This window comes from Paenibacillus sp. Y280, assembly GCF_056786335.1.
In genome coordinates this window covers 349436-367955 of the sequence record NZ_JBXCIW010000002.1, presented here as the reverse complement: position 1 = coordinate 367955, position 18520 = coordinate 349436, and the positions used below count along the sequence as shown (strand labels likewise).

The following is an 18520-nucleotide window of genomic DNA, read 5'->3' as shown; positions in this document are numbered from 1 at the left end:
CTTCACCATAAAGGTGCTCCTCTCTTTTGGGTGATGTGTTCTAGACAAACACCATTCTACCAAAGATCAGGGCACTTTTTTACGTTTTTATAAGATTTCACTTTCGAAATTCAGGATTATATTTTAAAATAACAGATTTTCGCATTCATTTAAAAGCAGTGTTCTTGCTTCGCGCCTAAGGTTCCATTACAATAAACGTATATGGCAAAATGAGGAGTGAGTTACATGTCCGAAGAACTTCAAACTGGTCTAATCCGAATCTCTGATGATGTAGTTGCAACGATAGCTGGACTTGCAGCACTTGAAACACCAGGCATCGCAGCAATGTCTGGCGGAATCTCCGAAGGTCTTGCCAAACGGCTGAGCGGCAAAAACGTGCAAAAAGGCGTGTCTGTTGAGGTTGGTACAACTGAGGCTGCCATTGATCTTCGAATTATCGTTCATTATGGCATCCCGATTCAAGAGGTTTGCCGTCAATTGCAGCTTAATGTGCGCGAGTCGGTAGAGAATATGACTGGCCTGCATGTAGTGGAAGTAAACGTGAAGGTAGAAGGCGTTGCCTTCAAAGAGGAAGAAATTGAAGAATCGCAGCAGCAGCAGCAACGGCTAAAGTAACGAATAGATAGGCAAGCAAAAAGACCTCTTACATGGAAGAGGTCTTTTGTTTTGTTGTGAATCGGTTTTGCGAACCGCTTTTCGCATTTCGATTTTCAACTTTATTCGATTCTCTTGAGATGCTTAGAAGAACGCCCATGCACATGAGGCAAATAAGCAAGGATGAACCGCCATAGCTTATGAATGGCAGAGTGACGCCGGTCATTGGAATCGCGTTGGTAACGCCTCCGATGTTGATGAATGCCTGCATAGTCAACAGCCCAACGATGCCGATGCCTACGATCGTTCCGTATTCATCAGGACAACGCAGGGCGACAATAAGGCCGCGCCATAAAAAGACTAAATAAAACAACAAGAAAATAGTGCTTCCGATAAAACCGAACTCTTCGGCTATGATTGAGAAAATAAAATCGTTGTAGGCGTATTTTAAATAATGCAGTTTTTGTACGCTTTCGCCAAACCCGGCCCCGGTTAATCCGCCATGCCCCAATGCTTGCAAAGAAGACACAATTTGAAATCCGGTATTTTGTGCATCAGCCAGCGGATCAGAATAGGTCGTAAACCGGTCAATTCTATATTGCCATCCTTTTGGGTCGATTGCCATTCCTATGCTGACTATAACCGTACCTAAAATCGCGAGGACGATTCCGACAGCAAATAAATGCTTGAGGTTCGCGCCGCCTGCCAAAATCATTATAGCTGCACATGAGCCAAGTACTATACAGGAACCAAGATCGGGCTGCATCATAATAAGTCCACAAATGAACCCAACGATAACGATTACCGGCAGCAGTCCCTTTTTAAAATCGCGGAATTTCTCGCCTTTTTTGGAAATAAGCGCTCCGAGATACAAGATGAGTGCAAGCTTGGCAGCCTCAGTTGGCTGAATGCCAAGTGATCCGATATTGAACCAGCTTCGGGCACCATTAACGCCCTCGTTGATAAAAGGAACAAGAAAGAGCATGAAAATAACAGGTACGAAGAATAGCATAAAAGCTTTCTTATATACTTGGTAGCGCAGGTTCATCATAAAAAGCATCATGAAAATACCAAGGCCAGCCCATACGAACTGGCGTTTGATAAAGTAAAGCGAGTCGTCTTTTACTACTGCTGCAACGCCTGAGCTTGCGCTGAATACCATCACAAGTCCGAAGCCTACGAGCAGAAAGGTCAAAATGAGAAGCAGAAAGTCCGGTCTTCCACGGCTACCGTTCTGCGTGGCTTTCATGATTCCACCGTTACACTAGCAGTTGTTTCAATTGCTGCAGTCTTTGCGTTGCCGTATTCATAATTGGCTGCGGTACCGGAGATTCATATTCAAGGCCATGAGGGAAAGTAGCTCGTCCGATGTAGACGGATTCGATAACAAGCACAGCATGAGGCGATTCCAGCTTGCCTTCAACGGCGCGAGTCGTAATTCTTAGAAAATATTCGGAGCCGCTAGCGCGATCCTCAAGTTTTAAATCGTATGTAGCGCGATAATATTCCCATTGCCAACGGACGAAGCCAACTTTTTCAGCAGATTCGTCTAAATGGTCTAGTTCGCTTTTAACACCGTTTAAGCCGGTATTTTCAATAATCATGGTAGTTCCTCCTAAAGGTTTTGTGAAGCAAAACTGACTTCGCAAGCATATGCTTCCAATTCAAAAGACAGAGTTGTACATTCTTTTCTCATGATAGTATGTTTCCCCAGCAAGCGCAACCCTTACTCCAACCCCTCAACGTGGTCAAAAGTGACATTTTGAAGAAATGTATATTTCCTTTTGATTCATTGCCGCATTAGCTTTCTTAATAAGGCCGTCATCTGGTAAACTAGATAAAATGATCTTATCCGTTAGGGAGCAAGGCTTCCTAAGGTAAGCTTTGTGAAATAAAACGCAGAGTGAGCTTTCAGAAGTTATTTGTTTCACAAAAATGTAAGGAGGTTTGCGATTTGCAGACAGAGGATGTCGTAGATCTAGAGCTTCAGCAGCTGTATCCGAAAATGATTCGCTGGCGGAGGCATCTCCATCAATATCCGGAGCTTTCGTTCCATGAGCGTGTAACGTCGAGCTGGATTGCGAGCCAACTAGAGGGACTTGACTGCGAAGTGAAGAAGGATGTTGGCGGCCACGGGCTAATCGCCGTTTTTAAAGGGGGCAAGCCGGGTCCGGTTGTTGCGCTTAGGGCTGATATTGACGCACTGCCTATCCAAGACGAGAAAAAATGCGAGTACGCTTCAAAGGTACCTAACGTTATGCATGCATGCGGGCATGATGGCCACACTTCAACGCTGCTCGCAGTCGCTTCGTATTACTCGGCTAATCTCGCCGATATTAGCGGTGAACGCAGACTGCTGTTCCAGGCTGCCGAGGAGGTTACGCCAGGCGGGGCGATGCCAATGATCATAGACGGGGCGCTTGATGGTGTAGACGCCATTTATGGCGTGCATTTGTGGACGCCGCTTGCGCATGGATTGGTTGCTTCCAAAGCAGGGCCGTTTATGTCCGCAGCGGATGAATTCGTCATCGATATTGTTGGACGCGGGGGACATGGCGGATTGCCGCACCAAGCCACCGATGCGATTATGATCGGATCTACGCTCGTTCAGACGGTGCAGTCGATCGTTAGCCGAAATGTGAATCCGCTTCATCCAGCTGTCGTGTCGATTGGCTCCTTCCAAGCAGGCACTACCAACAATGTCATTGCTGAGCGGTGCAGGCTGATGGGCACGGTCAGATCATTTGACGAGAAGACGCGGAAGATGATTCATGAACGTTTGGAGTCGCTTGTTACGCATGTCTGCCAAATGCATGGAGCTGAGTTCGACTACCAGATGCGGATCGGATATCCGCCTGTGGTGAACGATGCGGCGGAGGCTGATCGTTTTTTCAAGGTTGGTGAGCGGTTGTTCGGTGAATCGGCTGTCGTCTTGTCGGAAGCAATCACTGTGGCAGAAGATTTTTCTTATTATTTGGAAAGGGTTCCGGGCTGCTTTATGTTTGTAGGTGCCGGTAACGAGAACGGTGGAGCCCATTACTCGCATCATCATCCTAAGTTCGATATTGAAGAGCGGGCTATGCTTCGCGCTGCGAGACTTTTGATCGGAATGGCTGAAGATTACGCGAGCGGCTCTGCTCAATCAGCTCACAGATGAATGTACAAGCTTCGAAGCGGACATGCTAATCCTCGGAATCACAATACGAGGAGGGAATTCAGATGAAAACCATTAAGCAAATTATGTCCACGGATTGCGTCACAGCTACGCTGCAGGATAATATATTCGAGCTTGCTGTGAAGATGAAGCAGCATGATATTGGATTCGTGCCAATCGTAGACGGCAAGAAGCTAATCGGTGTTGTAACAGACCGAGATTTGGTCGTGCGCGGTTATGCGGAGAAGCATTCCGGCTCAACGGCAGTTGCGGAAGTGATGACAACGGATGTGGATACGATAACTTCAGATACGTCAACCGATGAAGCGGCAGAGCTGATGGCATCGAAGCAAATCCGCAGGCTGCCTGTAGTGGATGGCGGCGAGCTGGTCGGTGTGCTGGCAATTGGGGACTTGGCGGTTCGTGAGATTTTCGTCAATGAAGCAGGGGAAGCGCTCAGTGCCATTTCCGAACAGGGGCATTCAGCGGTTCATTAATAAATAGGATTAAAATGAATAAGGCTGCCCGGAGCGTAGGATTACGCAATCGGGCAGCCTTATTTTTGCATGGGAATCAGCAAGTTTAATCATCTTCCCAGACGGATACTAATTCATTGTGTTGGTTGTAGAGCTCAGCGGGATCTGACTCTTTGTTATTCCAAATATTCGTAGCACCCCATTGCAGCATGGCAATGTCTGATGAGAACGACTCGTCTGCGGAGGAAATAATAACTTTTTGGTGAGCCTCCAGCAAATAATCTCCAAACGGGAATGTCTGATTGCCGCGCACGCTGACGAGCTTCCAGCCGTTCAAATCAATCGCCTGGTCAGTCGTATTCGTAACGGTGGCAAGCTCTGTTTGCTTGTCTACCTCAATGATAATGCCGCTTCGAGCAGCTTTCTTAACTGGAAACTCCGTGCGATTGCTCTCAAAGTCGCTGCTCCAGAGTCCTCGCTTCGCTTGCTTTGCTTGCTGCTCCAATTGTTTGTATGTGTTTTCCATCCTGACATTTGGTTCAACAATAAGTACTTTTGCCAAACCTTGCTCCAGCAGCATTTCGTTTAGTATACGGCCATCTTTAAGCTCAACAACTGCCAGCGTACGATCATATTTATCGGTATCTTCCTTGTCGAAGGTAAGCCGGACCTCTTGCGATTCTGACAACAGCTTCTCTGTTACAGCGGATGCCTCGGGTCCGAATGGCTCCGCCGGACTATTGGGCTTTTTGGTTTCCGGCGTATCTACATATAGAAGTCGAATCGTCGTTTCATCGGAACCGGTCTTGATCTTAAAGGTGTCACCGTCAATATAGCCGGATACCTGATACCATTGGTTCGTCTGAATAACATTCGAGGAAAGCTCGGAAATGGCCGAACAGCCGACAAGCGGCATGCAAATGAGCATGAGGAGAATGATTATAATTCTTTTCATAGAAGTGATACCTCCAGCCCAATGTGCGGTCAATTATGAGAACTTCTTAATTACTATAACACATTTTATATAAAAAAATCGCGTTGCTCATGCGCTGGAATCGGCATAAAAAAGTGTTAAATTCTTCATACTGACTGAAGAGGGCTTATGTGTATATCCATAAGCTTATGATAGAGTGGTTCATTTGTGGAACAAATTGCTAAAGGAGGAGAATGATGCACGATCTTCATGAAAGGCCTTTAGTCGTCCAATCGGATTTATTGGTGCTGCTTGATGAGAGCAAGCCTATGGCACAGGAAGCAAGAGAGAAGCTTGTTCTCTTCATGGATCCCATAAAGAGAGCAGGCTCGATACACACATACCGCATAACTCCCTTAACGCTATGGAATGCGGCAGCAGCAGGAGTCGCAACAGACGATATTATTGGCTTGCTTGTGAAATATGGGCGATATGAGCTGCCTTTTCAGGCAGAGGCAATGATACGCAAGCTGATGGGCCGATATGGGAAGCTTTGGCTGTCGACCGATTTAGGAAAGCTCTTCCTGCATGGTGAGGTATCGATAATGGATGAGCTTACAGATCACAAATCAATAATGAGCTATGTGACATCCCGGTTTGAGGCTGCTTGGGAGCTGAACGATAGCTGTAGAGGGGCTTTGAAGCAGGAGCTGACGCGTCTTGGATATCCAATTATCGATTTGGCGGGCTATCATGCAGGCGAGGAGCTGGCCGTTCAATTGAAGAATCGAACGCTGCATGATCGTACATTTGAGCTAAGGGAGTATCAACAGGCTGCTGTCGAGCTCTTTTATAAAGAAGGTACGGTACAAGGAGGAAGTGGAGTTATTGTACTGCCCTGCGGAGCGGGAAAAACGATTGTCGGCATTGCTGCACTAGCCAGGTTGAGCAGAGCGACGCTTATTCTTACGTCCAACTCCACCTCAGTTAAGCAATGGAAGGACGAGCTCCTTGATAAAACATCACTTACCGACTCTGAGATTGGTCAATATTGCGGTAGGCTTCGGCAGGTAAGGCCGGTTACGATTGCCACTTATAATATGATGACGCATCGAAAGACAAAGGATTCGGCCTTTACCCATATGAAGCTGTTCTCTGAACGGGATTGGGGACTCATTATATATGATGAGGTGCATTTGCTGCCTGCTCCAGTGTTTAGGATGACAGCGGATATACAAGCGACAAGACGTCTTGGCCTTACGGCGACGCTTGTAAGGGAAGATGGGTGCGCTGAGGACGTATATTCCTTGATCGGCCCGAAACAGTACGATATGCAGTGGAAAACAGCGGAGGCCGACTCCTATATTGCCTCGGTGTCGTGTACGGAGATAAGAGTGCCGCTCCATCCGAATAAGGGAGTTTTGTATGCTCAGGCAAGTGCACGCTCGAAGCTTAGGCTGGCTGCAGAAAATCCGGGTAAAATCCCAGTCGTGAAGCAGCTTTTGCGTGAGCATGAAGGCAAGCCTACCCTGATCATTGGACAATATTTGAATCAATTGCATGAGCTGTCCGCTGAGCTGGGTGCCCCTTTGCTTACCGGAGAAGTATCTCAGCAGGAGCGGCAGCAGCTGTATGACAGCTTTAAGGCGGGTCAAATATCCGTGCTTATTGTGTCTAAGGTGGCGAATTTTGCGGTTGATCTGCCTGATGCAGCCGTCGCGATTCAGCTCTCTGGCAGCTTTGGCTCACGGCAGGAGGAAGCGCAGCGGATCGGGAGACTGCTTAGGCCCAAGGCGGGCAACAATTGCGCTTGGTTTTATACCATTGTGACAGACCAAACAAAGGAAACGGAATTTGCGCTCAAGAGGCAGCTGTTTATGCTTGAGCAAGGCTATCAGTATGAGAGAGTTAGCTTGCCTCATGACGATATCAAGTTAGTGGAGGCTGCTGCTCAATGAGAATGCATCAACTGGCAGGGAAATTATCGGAGGAGCGAATAAAGAGCTTTATGCAGGCGTCAGTGTGGCAGTCTGCTAGTCACCGAGGATTGTCCTGGAAGGAAGCAGCTGCATGGGATGAAACCATTCAGGAGGCTGCTGCTTTGCTATCTCCTTATGCGGCGCAGGTGTTAAAGGAAATGCTGCGTTTCTTTTGCGCTGCGCCTGTCGAGGGTGATCGGCTTATTAAAGAATTGCGACGGCATACCGATTTATCCGGTGCTGAGTGTCAGATCGGAATAGCTGAGCTTGAGGAAGCAGGCATTTTATTTTCCGTTACAAAAGTATGGGGAGAGAGCCTGTATTTTGTACCAGTCGATGGCTTCGCCAGTTGGCAGAGGGCACTATTCCCATGCAAGCCTGAACCGATAACCGAAGGGGATAGGGAAAGATTAATGAAAGGGGTCATCAGACCGTATTGCAGGCCTTTTGGCAGGCAGCTGCTTTCCGCTCTTTCGGCATTGGGACGATGCAGCTTGGCGGTTACGGTAAATGGAACGCTGCCGAAGAAAACGATAAACAAGCTGGTACAGGCCGTTGATATAGATGAAAGTTATTTGAAATCGTTTGATCTAAAATGGTCATATTCAGACGTTTATCCATTGAAAGCAGCCTTTATATTGGAAGCGGCTTCCGCCTTTGGTTTGGTTGAAGCGATAGATGGGGCATTGCATTGGAATGAGGCGATGCTCAGCAGTTGGATGAGCACCGATGAGTCTTTGCGAGAGCGTCAATTGATGAACTGGTGTATGGCTTTGCTGCTTCCGGCCGGAGGCGGGAGCGCGCATCTGGCGGCAGCGCTTACGGCTTTGCATGCTGGTGAGTGGTATTCTGAGCGTGAGCTTGACAAGCGGCTAAGCGAAGCTGGCCTGCTGGCAGTTGACGGTACAGAGTGTATAGAAGGCAGCAAGGCGCCCAGATGGTACGGACTATTGTATTGTCTCGGCTGGCTTGAGGTTGTGGATAGGTTCCATACTGATGGCAATGAGCTGTTTTTTAGATGGAGGTCTAGAGCTCCATTAAGCGGAGAGAACCAGCAACCGTACACAGCTGAACATCCTTTTATTGCTGTGCAGCCGAACGGAGAAATTATAGTTGAGCCGGAATGCCCTTTTTGGATCAGATGGGAACTTGAGCTTCTTGCGGAACGGGAATCGGATGAGCTGATTGCGATCTATAGATTGGAAGCGGCGTCGATTTCCCGTGCACTGGAGCATGGAAGAACACAAGCTTCCATTCTTTCTTTTCTTCAGCAATCATCGGGCGGTATTTCGCTGCCGCTTGCGGCTCAAGCTTTGCTGGTGGAATGGGCGAGCCGTGCATGCCGCACCGAGTTTGCAGAGGTTGCGCTGCTGCGCTGCGATAACGTAGCGATGGCGGCGATCGTTGAGAATCATCCTGCTATTTCACCTTTGCTTGTGCAAAAGCTGGGTTCCCTTGATTTTATTGTGGACAGGACTCAAATTAGTGCAATTAGAGGCATGCTGCAGAAGGCAGGCTATCCTGCGCGCAAGAATGTGCTGTCAGACGGTCGGAATGAAAACAGCAGCTATCCGGTTGTCCAACCCGAGAACGAACAACCTGTAGGTCAGCTCTCCACGTGCAATCTAGGCAGACCTGCTCCTGCCTATATTTATGAAGCTTTTCCGCTTCATCATTTTGAACTTAATGAACATGCTGCAAGGAAGAAGCTTCAAACGATGGCTGAGCTTGACCGGGTCCCCGCGATGTGGACGAAGCAGCTGCGTGCCTATCACCACTCCACGAGGAAGGAGCTTATCGAACAAGCCTTGCAATGGCAAATGCCGGTACAGCTGCGAATGGAGCGAGAGCTTCGTTCATTCATACCTGAGAAGCTTGAGCTGCAGGATGACGGCTGGGCAGTCGTCGGATTGCTTCGCGATGAGCCGGAGAGACTGATGATTCGGCTAACTCCGGATATGTGGGAGGAAATGCGGCTCGTCATTCCGGGTCAATGGACTCCAATATAATCTCTATCTATTGGCTAAGCGAATATGATATGATAGTGTAGAATTTAGCGAATTGAAATGAGGTGGATGAATGCCAACTGCTGAAGGTTTAACGGCTATTCAGTTGGAGCAATCGCAAGGCGGCGTTTCTTCTCTCGATATGGCATCGCTGCTGCTTTGCGCCTATGAATTAGGTGACTGGATCAATCAATCGGCGGAAGTTGCCGAATATTTATATTGGAAGTCGGCTGTGAACGAGGACGAAGAAGTGAAGCAAATGACGAAGCGCTTCGCGAAAGCGAAGGAGCTGTTTGACGAATGTCAACGATTTGGCCGCTTCCACCCCAATTACAACGAAGCGAAGGACAAAGTAAAAGGCATTGAGCGGGAGCTAAGCGAAATTGAAAGCGTTCGCCGCTTCAAATATGCCGAGCAAGTCGTAGACGAGATGCTTTTTGATGTCTCTCGTACGATAGCGGAGTCCGTATCGGAAAATATTAAAGTGCCAGGCAATGAAAAGGCTGGCGGCGGCAGTTGCGGAAGCGGCGGTTCATGCAGCTGCGGAAGCGGCGGCTGCAGCTAGGCTTACGCTTTGCACAAAGTAGGTTTGCTACGCAAACCTTTGCACATGCTTACGAAGTAGGTTTGCTACGCAAACCTTTGGGGAGGGAAAAGATGCTACCGGATCGAACTGGTTATATCGTTTGGGTAAGTGATTTGAAAGCTGCAAGGTCTTTGGAAAGATTCGGGACGGTTCATTACATGTCGCGCAAGATGCACTATGTCGTCATGTACATGAATGCGGAGCGCTCTGAAGAGGCTGTGCGGCAAATGGGGAAGCTTTCGTATGTTCGTAAGATTGAACGCTCCTATCGAAATGAGATCAAGACCGAATATAGCAAGGATAGCGAAGATAAAACAAGATTTTACAGCTTATAATAAGTTTCCCAATAAACATCATCTCAAAACCGACTGAAATTTAGTTGCATCGTTCGTTAAGTTTGTGTGATAATGTAAAATATTACATTCTTGCGAATTACAAGCGCTTCTCAGTGAGAAATAATACTGAGGAGCGTCTTTTTTGTATTAGTGTGCCAAATACTTACAAAAATGGTCTGACTTTAATTTATTGTTGTAATATCGGACAATCGTGGTAAAATGGAATAAAATTCATAGTATAAAAGCCCTGGTTCCTTGGAAGGAGTAGGTTGCGGATTGAAAGATAAAATGACGAGAAGATGGAGCACATATGAGTCGTTTTATATTGATCTGGGTGATAAGAAAGTTGCGGATATCGTAATTACGAACCATGCCAAAAGTCGCTGGTTAGACCGGATCGAAAGCGAGAAAACCGGTTTTGAGGACATTGCTGAATTTCTATGGGAATGTCTGAAGCAAGGACGGGTCGAGCCTTATTACCGCAACGAACAGGATGTTTATCTTATTGACGATGATCTTGTATTTGTTGCTGAATTTGCAGAATCATTAACGGAGACGGATATTACCGGACTTCCTTTACATAAGATGATCATCGTAACCTTTCTGGGACGTATGTCAGAAACCATTGAGCTCAGGGATCTGAAATCCTATTATTCATGGCTTCGTCATTCTAGGCGAATGACTCTTGTGAAGAGCAGTAGAAAACGTAAATAGGACTTTATACCTTTATAAATGGATAAAGCATGCAATCTGCAAAAGATTGCATGCTTTTTTGTTGGGGTTGTAAGATTCTGTACAAGCTATGTAGTATAATATTGACCAGAAGAAAGGATGATTGGTTCATGGCGCTTAATTTTCATCAACTGCATATTTTTTGTACGGTTGCGGAACGGGGCAGCTTCTCGGCTGCGGCGCAATCTTTACATATGACACAGCCCGCTGTCACGATGCAAGTACAGTCGTTGGAGGATTATTTCGGTACGAAGCTGCTGCAGCGTTCTACGAAACGCATTGAGCTGACAGAAGCGGGGCGGGCACTTATGCCTTACGCCCAGCGCAGCATCGATTTAATTCGTGATACGGACCAGGCGATGTCAGCTTTCACGAAACAGCTGAAGGGAAGACTCCAGCTCGGCTCAAGCCTAACGATTGGCGAGTACATCTTGCCGCGCTTGCTCGGTCCGTTCGGTCAAGAATATCCGCATATTTCAATAAGCATGAAGGTTATGAATACTTCGCAAATTATGGAGGATATTTTGAATCATCAGCTCAATTTTGGGCTTATCGAGGCTCCTATAAATCATCCGGATATGCATATGGAAGCGGTGATGAGCGATGAGCTGAGATTAATCGTGTCCAAATCGCATCCATTAGCGGAGAGGGCTTCCGTTACGTTAGAGGAAGTTATGGAATACCCTTTTGTGCTGCGGGAGCAAGGATCGGGGACTAGGCTTGTGATGGAAGAACAGCTGCGAAACAAAAACATCGATCCCGCTTCTATGAAAATCGTAATGGAGCTGGGAAGCACGGGTGCCGTGAAGTCAGCGGTTGAAGCTGGCTTAGGCATTTCCTTCATTTCATCCTCATCCGTAAAGCATGAGGTGGCACTCGATTTAATTCGAATGATTAAGGTATCGGATTCGAAGTTTCAACGGCAGTTTTATTCGATTTACTTGAAATCAGCCATTTTGCCGATATCCGCCGTCACTTTTTTATCCTTTTTAAGAGAGAGGGACTTGCAGCAATGGCTATAATTAACGGACTTGCCGATCTGCACACACATACGACTGCTTCCGATGGCATGCAATTACCAGCTGAGAACGTTCGGTTGGCAAAAAAGGCGGGTCTTGCGGCAATTGCCATTACCGATCACGATACCGTTGCTGGCGTAGCGGAAGCGATGCTGGAAGGGAAACGATTAGATATTATAGTTGTACCCGGCGTTGAAGTGAGCACCGTTGCAAGCGGGACGGATATTCACATTCTTGGCTATTACACCAATAACGACGACGAGAAGTGGCTAACACGCCTTGCAAGCCTCCGTGGATTAAGAGATCAACGGAATGAAATGATCCTTAATAAGCTGAACGAGCTCGGAATAGCGGTCACGATGGAGGAGGTCATAGCTGCGGCGCACGGCAACACTAACCTGGAGACATTGCAGGCGGCAGCTGTTAGTATCGGTCGTCCGCATATTGCTGCTGTGCTTGTAAGCAAAGGCATTGTTTCCGATATGAAAGAAGCATTTGACCGTTACTTAAAAACAGGTGCTGCGGCTTATGTCAATCCTCCAAGACTGAATCCGTTTGAAGCGGTGGATTGGATTCGCGAAGCTGGCGGCACCAGCGTCATTGCGCATCCGGGGTTATATGGCAATGATTCATTAGTCGAGGAAATTATTCGCTATGGCGTTCAAGGGATTGAAGTGTTCCACTCGGATCACAACCCTGAGGATGAAAGCCGATATGCGCAGCTCGCAGCGAAATATCAATTAATTGCGACAGGCGGCTCGGATTTTCATGGATCGCGCCAGGGCGTTATTTTTCATGGTGAAATAGGCAATCGTACGGTAGAAGCAAAAGTGCTTCAGCAGCTTGAACCTTCCTGGTGGAAAGAACAAAATGAATCATAGGAAGGCATTCCGAGCAAATTGAGGCTGTTCAGTCATTCATGCACGCGGGTGATAGCAGGAGCTGCGCCAAAAAAAACACGGCTGCTTATTCCAAAAGAATAAGCGGCCGTGTTTTTTTCATGCTTCTATAACCTGTTGTTTACTTTAATTCGCTTGCAAGCGATTTAATGCGCTGCTCGTCAGGCGTGATGTATAACGTCTTCTGGTTGTCGTAAATAACGAAGCCGGGCTTCGCACCATTCGGCTTGCGAACATGTCTAATCGTCGTGTAGTCTACCGGAATCGAGCTTGAGTCGCGGGCTTGGCTATAATGTGCGGATAGCATCGCGGCTTCCTCAAGCGTAGCATTGCCGAAGCCGCCGCCTCTAATCACAACATGCGACCCTGGGATATCCTTCGTATGGAGCCATGTATCGGAAGGCGCTGCGAGCCGGTTCGTTAAATACTCATTTTGCGTATTGTTCTTGCCGACATATATCGTTGCTCCCTCAGAGGAGGTATAGCACAGCAAGGTCGGTTTAAGCGTTTTTTTCTTCTTCGGACCGCGCCGGCCGCGCTCCTTCATATAACCCTGCTCAACGAGCTCATCGCGAATCTCGCCAATGTCGCCAAGCGAGGCGTTGTCGACCTGCTGCAGCAGCGATTCAAAATATTGGATTTCGGTACGCGCGATCTCCATTTGCTCGGCAACGATGGACAAGCTGTTCTTATGCTTCGTGTATCGGCGGAAATACCGCTGAGCGTTGTCCGATGGCGTAAGCAGCGGATCCAGATCAATCTTGACTAAAGCCTGCTCCTCATCATAAAAGTTAACGAGCTCAATGGCCGTATCGCCGCGCTTTATTTGATGCATATAGGCGGTTAGCAGCTCGCCGAGCACTCTATATTTTTCCGCATCCTTCGCTTCAACGAGCGTATCCTCAAGCTTTTTAATTTTTGAAATGTTCTTAGCTTTTTCATTTTGGACGAACCGAATGAGATCCGCAGCGCGCTGCTTGACCGTATCGCGTTCCGCCTTATTGCCGTAGAAGCCTTCAAGACAAGCGCTTATGTCTGGAAAAACAACAGCTTCACCTTCTATATGCGTAAGCTCCGTAATAGAGAAAAATGATTTGCCGGATTCCGGGTTTGTTTTGATCGTTGGCGTATACCGATCCTTCCTCACTTGCTCTATAAAGCTGGAGTAGCTGCTCCATAATGCGGCAAGATCTTGCTGCGATGCAGCTTCTTCACCTGCTTGCTCTGCTGCGTCAATTCTCGCACGGTGCACAAGCTCCTTCGCGAGAAGCGGGCTGAAGCCGCTAAGCTTGTCCACCAGCCTTTTGTACAAGGGGGCAGTCTCGTCGGTGTCGCTAAGCGCATCTAGAAACTGCTGCTCGTTCTCTATGGCTAAAGGATCAAGCTTGCCTTGCTCAGGCGGCGAAGTGTAGCTGCTGCCGGGCAGCACGATGCGATGGCTGCTGATTGCTGGCGTGACATGATGAATGCCGTCATGAATGATGCCCGTTGAGGGGTCCATCAAAATAATGTTGCTGTGACGCCCCATAATTTCGACTACTATCGTTTTGTTTGATAGGTCGCCGAGCTCGTCGCGGTGCTTCACTTCGATATGAATGATCCGCTCGCGTCCGATTTGGCGAATGGATTCGATCATGCCTCCTTCACAATGCTTGCGAAGAAGCATGCAAAACATAGGCGCTTCCATTGGGTTGACGTAAGTACCTGTAGTCCAGTGGACACGGGGATAGGTTGGATTGGCGGACAGCAGCAGCTTGCCCTGCGTTCCGGCGCCGCGAATGCTGAAAACAAGCTCGTGATTGGTAGGCTGATGGATTTTATGTATACGCGCGCCAATGCAGCGCTGCAGGTCATGCGTAATCGCATGGGTGACGATACCGTCTAATGCCATGGTGTATAGTTCCTCGCTTCCTTGGTCTTTCTTTCTCTATCATGCCATAGTTGAGACAAAAACTTAAGTCCTTGATGGGATATTTTATGGGCTGTCCGAATACATTTACCCTATAAAGGCTGTCCGAGGGGCCGGCGTCGTTGCTGCTTGGCTCGGCATATTACGGGAGGGAGTTATACCATGGAACAAATGAAATGGCATCAAATGGGGACAATTGAGCTGGTTGATGCGTTAGTCAGCTCCCCAGATCAAGGGCTGACGACGTCGGAAGCGGCGCTGCGGCTGGAGAAGCATGGACGGAACGAATTGACCGAGGGGAAGCGCGTTTCGCCGATATTGCTGTTCCTTAATCAATTTAAAGATTTTATGGTGCTCGTCTTAATGGGAGCGACATTGATTTCTGGCTTGCTTGGCGAATATTTGGACGCGATTACGATCGTCGCGATCATCGCCCTTAATGCAGTCCTTGGCTTCGCTCAGGAATTTCGCGCGGAACGCTCCTTGCGGGCACTCAAGGAATTGTCAGCCCCAACCGCAAAAGTTATACGCGGCGGGGAATTGCTGACTGTCCCGGCTAAGGAGCTTGTTGCCGGAGATCTTATTTATTTGGAGAGCGGAGACCGGATTCCGGCTGACGTTCGTCTGCTGGAAGCGAATAGCTGCTATGTCGAGGAATCGGCTCTGACGGGGGAATCTGTGCCTGTCGGGAAGCATGCCGCGGCTATTGGCGAGGATGATCTGCCGCTCGGTGATCAGCGCAATATGGGGTTCATGGGTACGATGATCACACGAGGTACAGCAAGAGCTGTTGTCATTCGTACGGGCATGGATACGGAGATGGGCAAAATTGCGGGACTTATCGAGCAGACGGAGTCGATGGAAACACCGCTGCAGCACCGTCTGGAGCAGCTGGGCAAAATTTTGATCGTCGTTGCGGTAGGACTGACGATTATGGTTGTCGCAGCAGGAATTTTACATGGTCAGCCTCCGTATGGCATGTTCCTGGCCGGCGTAAGCTTAGCCGTTGCAGCGATTCCGGAAGGGCTGCCGGCAATCGTGACGATCGCACTAGCGCTTGGCGTGCAGCGGATGATCAAGCGGAAGGCTATCGTTCGCAAGCTGCCTTCCGTTGAGACGCTTGGCTGCGCATCGGTTATTTGTTCGGACAAGACGGGAACGCTGACGCAAAACAAAATGACGGTTACCCATGTGTGGATTGGCGGAAGACAGCTTGAGGTAAGCGGAGAGGGTTATGATCCGACCGGTGCTATTTATGAAGCGGGCAGTGCCCTTGATATTAAGCATGATCAATCTGTAAAACGTCTTCTTCAAATTAGCGCATTATGCAATAACGCTCAAATCGTGAAGGTTGAGTCAGCGGAAACGGGCAAACGCAAGAGCAAGGAAGTTCAAGAAGAATGGGTGCTTAAGGGTGATCCGACAGAAGGTGCGCTAGCCGTCCTGTCTGCCAAGCTGGGCTCATCCGCCAAGGCGCTTGAGCAGCTTTATAAGCGGGAGAAGGAATTTCCGTTCGATTCGGAGCGGAAACGGATGTCGGTCGTGGTGGCGCATCAGGGCGGACGTCTCGTCTGTACGAAAGGCGCTCCTGATCTTCTCATGGATCACTGCTCGTATGTACTTTGGGAAGGAAAGGTTGTGCCTTTCACCGCCACATTAAAACGCAAGTGTGCGGAGGCAGGCGAGCTAATGGCGCAATCGGCCCTTCGCGTGCTAGGACTTGCCTATCGCGATTTGCGTGCCGGTGATGTATGCGAGTCGGAGAGCGACGCCGAAAGCCAGCTAGTCTTTGTCGGCTTGACCGGCATGATCGATCCGCCGCGCCGCGAGGTGAAGGAAGCGATAGCAAACTGCAGACGCGCGGGAATCAAGACAGTTATGATTACCGGAGATCATCAGTTGACGGCGGAAGCGATTGCCGGACAGCTCGGCATTATGCCGCGCGGCGGCATCGCAATGAGCGGCAGGCAGCTGGAAGCGATGGACGACGAGCAGCTTGACCGGCTCGTGGACAATATTTACGTTTACGCGCGCGTCTCGCCAGAGCATAAATTGCGGATCGTCAAGGCGCTGCAGCGCCAAGGGCATGTTGTTGCCATGACGGGGGATGGCGTTAATGATGCTCCTGCGATAAAAGCGGCTGATATCGGCATCGCAATGGGCATCACCGGAACGGATGTGTCGAAGGAAGCTTCTGCGCTCATACTGAGCGACGATAATTTCTCGACGATTGTAGCCGCAATCGAAGAAGGACGAGGCATTTATGAAAATATTCGCAAGTTCATTCGGTATTTGCTTGCTTCGAACGTCGGTGAAATTCTCGTAATGTTTCTAGCGATGATGGCGGGGCTTCCGCTTCCGCTGGTACCGATTCAAATTTTATGGGTCAACCTGGTCACGGATGGATTGCCGGCGATGGCGCTCGGCGTGGATCAGGCAGAGAAGGATTTGATGCAGCAGAAGCCGCGTTCGGCCAAAGAGAGCATCTTCTCGCGCCGGCTCGGCTGGAAAATCATCAGCCGCGGCATTTTGATCGGGGTCTGTACGCTTGGAGCATTCTGGATTACGCTGCATGACGCACCAGGCAGCGCTGCGCAGCTCATGAAGGCGCAGACAGTAGCTTTCGCAACCTTAGTTATGGCACAGCTCATTCACGTATTCGATTGCAGGAGCTCGCGCTCTATTTTCCACCGCAATCCGTTTCAAAATAAATATTTGGTGCTCGCCGTACTCTCATCGCTGCTGCTCATGATCGGCGTGCTCTATATTGAAGCGTTGCAGCCGATCTTCAAAACCGTTCCGCTCAACTTCCGTGAATGGTGTCTCGTCTTTGTAGCAGCCGGAATTCCGACTTTCGTAATGGGGATTGGCAGCGTGCTTGGCACGAAGAAGAAAAACAACAACAAAACAAAATGGCCGATTGGTCCTCAAACCGCGGCAAGATAACATAAAAATACAAATGATGATACAAATTATGAATAGCCTTTCTCCTTGCTTTGCGGTATGCTATTAGGAAATAATGATAGTTTTATTATACCTAGAGATGCGGCAAGGAGAGGGCTAACAGATGAATTTTACAAAGATGAACGGTTTAGGAAATGACTTTATCGTATTTGCAGGCGAGCAGCAGCTTCCTGATGATGTGGCGGATTTGGCCATCCAACTTTGCAACCGGTTTTTTGGAATCGGCGCTGACGGACTTGTTTACATTTTGCCTTCGGAGCTCGCGGATTTCCGCATGCGCATTATCAATTCCGACGGCTCTGAAGCAGAGCAATGCGGCAATGCGATTCGCTGCGTAGCTAAATACGTTTATGATAATGGCTTAACCGATAAAGAAGAGATTACGATCGAAACGCTCGGCGCCGGCGCTCAAAAGGTGCAGCTTACTGTTCAAGGCGGCGAAGTGACATCGGTCCGCGTTGATATGGGAGAGCCGATTCTGAGTGGCCTTCAAGTGCCGACAACCGTCGATGCCGAGCGTGTCATTGAGCATCCGATTGAGGTGGATGGACGAGAATTCCGTTTCACCGCCGTATCGATGGGCAACCCACACTGCGTGATCTATGTAGACGATGCTGTTCATTTTGATCTGAACACATGGGGACCTAAGCTTGAGACGCATCCATTGTTTCCTCGCAAAATCAATGTAGAATTCGTCACGGTTACTTCCCGTTCCCATACCGACATGCGCGTTTGGGAGCGCGGCGCGGGCCCAACGCTTGCTTGCGGTACCGGCGCATGCGCAACGGTCGTCGCTTCGGTATTGACCGGTGCGACGGATCGGACGGCTACCGTATCGCTTAAAGGCGGCGATCTTCTCATTGAATGGAACGAGTCCGACAATCACGTTTACATGTCTGGTCCGGCTGCGGTATCATTCCGCGGCTCGTTATAAGAGCTGCGTCAGATGGGTGG

Annotated in this window: 16 protein-coding genes; 12 read left to right on the top strand and 4 right to left on the bottom strand. The window is 48.8% G+C overall.

Annotation, left to right across the window (positions count from 1 at the left end; genetic code table 11):
• The first annotated feature begins 225 nt into the window (after positions 1-225).
• The gene (locus tag AC1TPC_RS04470) at positions 226-615 is read left to right on the top strand and encodes an Asp23/Gls24 family envelope stress response protein (protein WP_169083174.1); all 390 of its coding nucleotides are present in this window, start codon (positions 226-228) and stop codon (positions 613-615) included.
• Positions 616-643: 28 nt separating this feature from the next.
• On the opposite strand, the gene ftsW is transcribed toward AC1TPC_RS04470, so the two are convergent.
• Positions 644-1843: a putative lipid II flippase FtsW gene (gene ftsW, locus AC1TPC_RS04465; protein WP_482065643.1), complete on the bottom strand. Its 1200-nt coding sequence runs from the start codon at positions 1841-1843 to the stop codon at positions 644-646.
• 10 nt (positions 1844-1853) lie between these two features.
• Positions 1854-2198 carry a YugN family protein gene (locus AC1TPC_RS04460; protein WP_169083172.1) on the bottom strand — a complete coding sequence of 115 codons (345 nt, stop codon included), beginning with the start codon at positions 2196-2198 and terminating at the stop codon, positions 1854-1856.
• A gap of 350 nt (positions 2199-2548) precedes the next feature.
• Between AC1TPC_RS04460 and AC1TPC_RS04455 the strand changes: the two genes are divergently transcribed.
• Positions 2549-3751 (top strand): amidohydrolase, encoded by a 1203-nt coding sequence (locus AC1TPC_RS04455; RefSeq protein WP_482065642.1) that lies wholly within the window; start codon positions 2549-2551, stop codon positions 3749-3751.
• A 62-nt stretch (positions 3752-3813) separates the two neighbouring features.
• Positions 3814-4245, top strand: coding sequence for a CBS domain-containing protein (locus tag AC1TPC_RS04450; protein WP_482065641.1), 432 nt, complete (start codon positions 3814-3816; stop codon positions 4243-4245).
• An 85-nt stretch (positions 4246-4330) separates the two neighbouring features.
• Here the strand turns inward: AC1TPC_RS04450 and AC1TPC_RS04445 are convergent, their stop codons facing one another.
• Positions 4331-5179 carry a thermonuclease family protein gene (locus AC1TPC_RS04445; protein WP_482065640.1) on the bottom strand — a complete coding sequence of 283 codons (849 nt, stop codon included), beginning with the start codon at positions 5177-5179 and terminating at the stop codon, positions 4331-4333.
• A 212-nt stretch (positions 5180-5391) separates the two neighbouring features.
• Here AC1TPC_RS04445 and AC1TPC_RS04440 point away from each other — a divergent pair, with 212 nt between their 5' ends.
• The 7 genes from AC1TPC_RS04440 to AC1TPC_RS04410 all read left to right on the top strand — a co-directional run bounded on the left by AC1TPC_RS04440 (position 5392) and on the right by AC1TPC_RS04410 (position 12675).
• The gene (locus AC1TPC_RS04440; RefSeq protein WP_482065639.1) at positions 5392-7095 is read left to right on the top strand and encodes a DNA repair helicase XPB; all 1704 of its coding nucleotides are present in this window, start codon (positions 5392-5394) and stop codon (positions 7093-7095) included.
• On the top strand, positions 7092-9125 hold the full coding sequence (locus tag AC1TPC_RS04435) for a helicase-associated domain-containing protein (protein ID WP_482065638.1): 2034 nt from the start codon (positions 7092-7094) through the stop codon (positions 9123-9125). Before AC1TPC_RS04440 ends, AC1TPC_RS04435 begins: the two co-directional genes overlap by 4 nt.
• 70 nt (positions 9126-9195) lie before the next feature.
• Positions 9196-9687, top strand: coding sequence for a YlbF/YmcA family competence regulator (locus AC1TPC_RS04430; RefSeq protein ID WP_482065637.1), 492 nt, complete (start codon positions 9196-9198; stop codon positions 9685-9687).
• A 92-nt stretch (positions 9688-9779) separates the two neighbouring features.
• A complete protein-coding gene (locus AC1TPC_RS04425; protein ID WP_053375618.1) occupies positions 9780-10043 on the top strand; it encodes a YlbG family protein in 264 nt (87 codons plus the stop codon).
• Between the two features lie 276 nt (positions 10044-10319).
• Positions 10320-10757 (top strand): hypothetical protein, encoded by a 438-nt coding sequence (locus AC1TPC_RS04420; protein WP_482065636.1) that lies wholly within the window; start codon positions 10320-10322, stop codon positions 10755-10757.
• Positions 10758-10885: 128 nt separating this feature from the next.
• Complete coding sequence (locus AC1TPC_RS04415) at positions 10886-11797, top strand: selenium metabolism-associated LysR family transcriptional regulator (protein ID WP_169083165.1); 912 nt, start codon at positions 10886-10888, stop codon at positions 11795-11797.
• Positions 11788-12675 carry a PHP domain-containing protein gene (locus tag AC1TPC_RS04410; RefSeq protein WP_482065635.1) on the top strand — a complete coding sequence of 296 codons (888 nt, stop codon included), beginning with the start codon at positions 11788-11790 and terminating at the stop codon, positions 12673-12675. The genes AC1TPC_RS04415 and AC1TPC_RS04410 overlap by 10 nt, the downstream gene beginning before the upstream one ends.
• 139 nt (positions 12676-12814) lie before the next feature.
• On the opposite strand, the gene AC1TPC_RS04405 is transcribed toward AC1TPC_RS04410, so the two are convergent.
• Positions 12815-14584 (bottom strand): Rqc2 family fibronectin-binding protein, encoded by a 1770-nt coding sequence (locus AC1TPC_RS04405; RefSeq protein WP_482065634.1) that lies wholly within the window; start codon positions 14582-14584, stop codon positions 12815-12817.
• A gap of 180 nt (positions 14585-14764) precedes the next feature.
• Between AC1TPC_RS04405 and AC1TPC_RS04400 the strand changes: the two genes are divergently transcribed.
• Together AC1TPC_RS04400 and dapF are read left to right on the top strand one after the other, a co-directional pair.
• The gene (locus tag AC1TPC_RS04400; RefSeq protein WP_482065633.1) at positions 14765-17548 is read left to right on the top strand and encodes a calcium-translocating P-type ATPase, SERCA-type; all 2784 of its coding nucleotides are present in this window, start codon (positions 14765-14767) and stop codon (positions 17546-17548) included.
• 121 nt (positions 17549-17669) lie between these two features.
• Positions 17670-18500 carry a diaminopimelate epimerase gene (gene dapF / locus AC1TPC_RS04395; protein WP_482065632.1) on the top strand — a complete coding sequence of 277 codons (831 nt, stop codon included), beginning with the start codon at positions 17670-17672 and terminating at the stop codon, positions 18498-18500.
• The last annotated feature ends 20 nt before the right edge of the window (positions 18501-18520 follow it).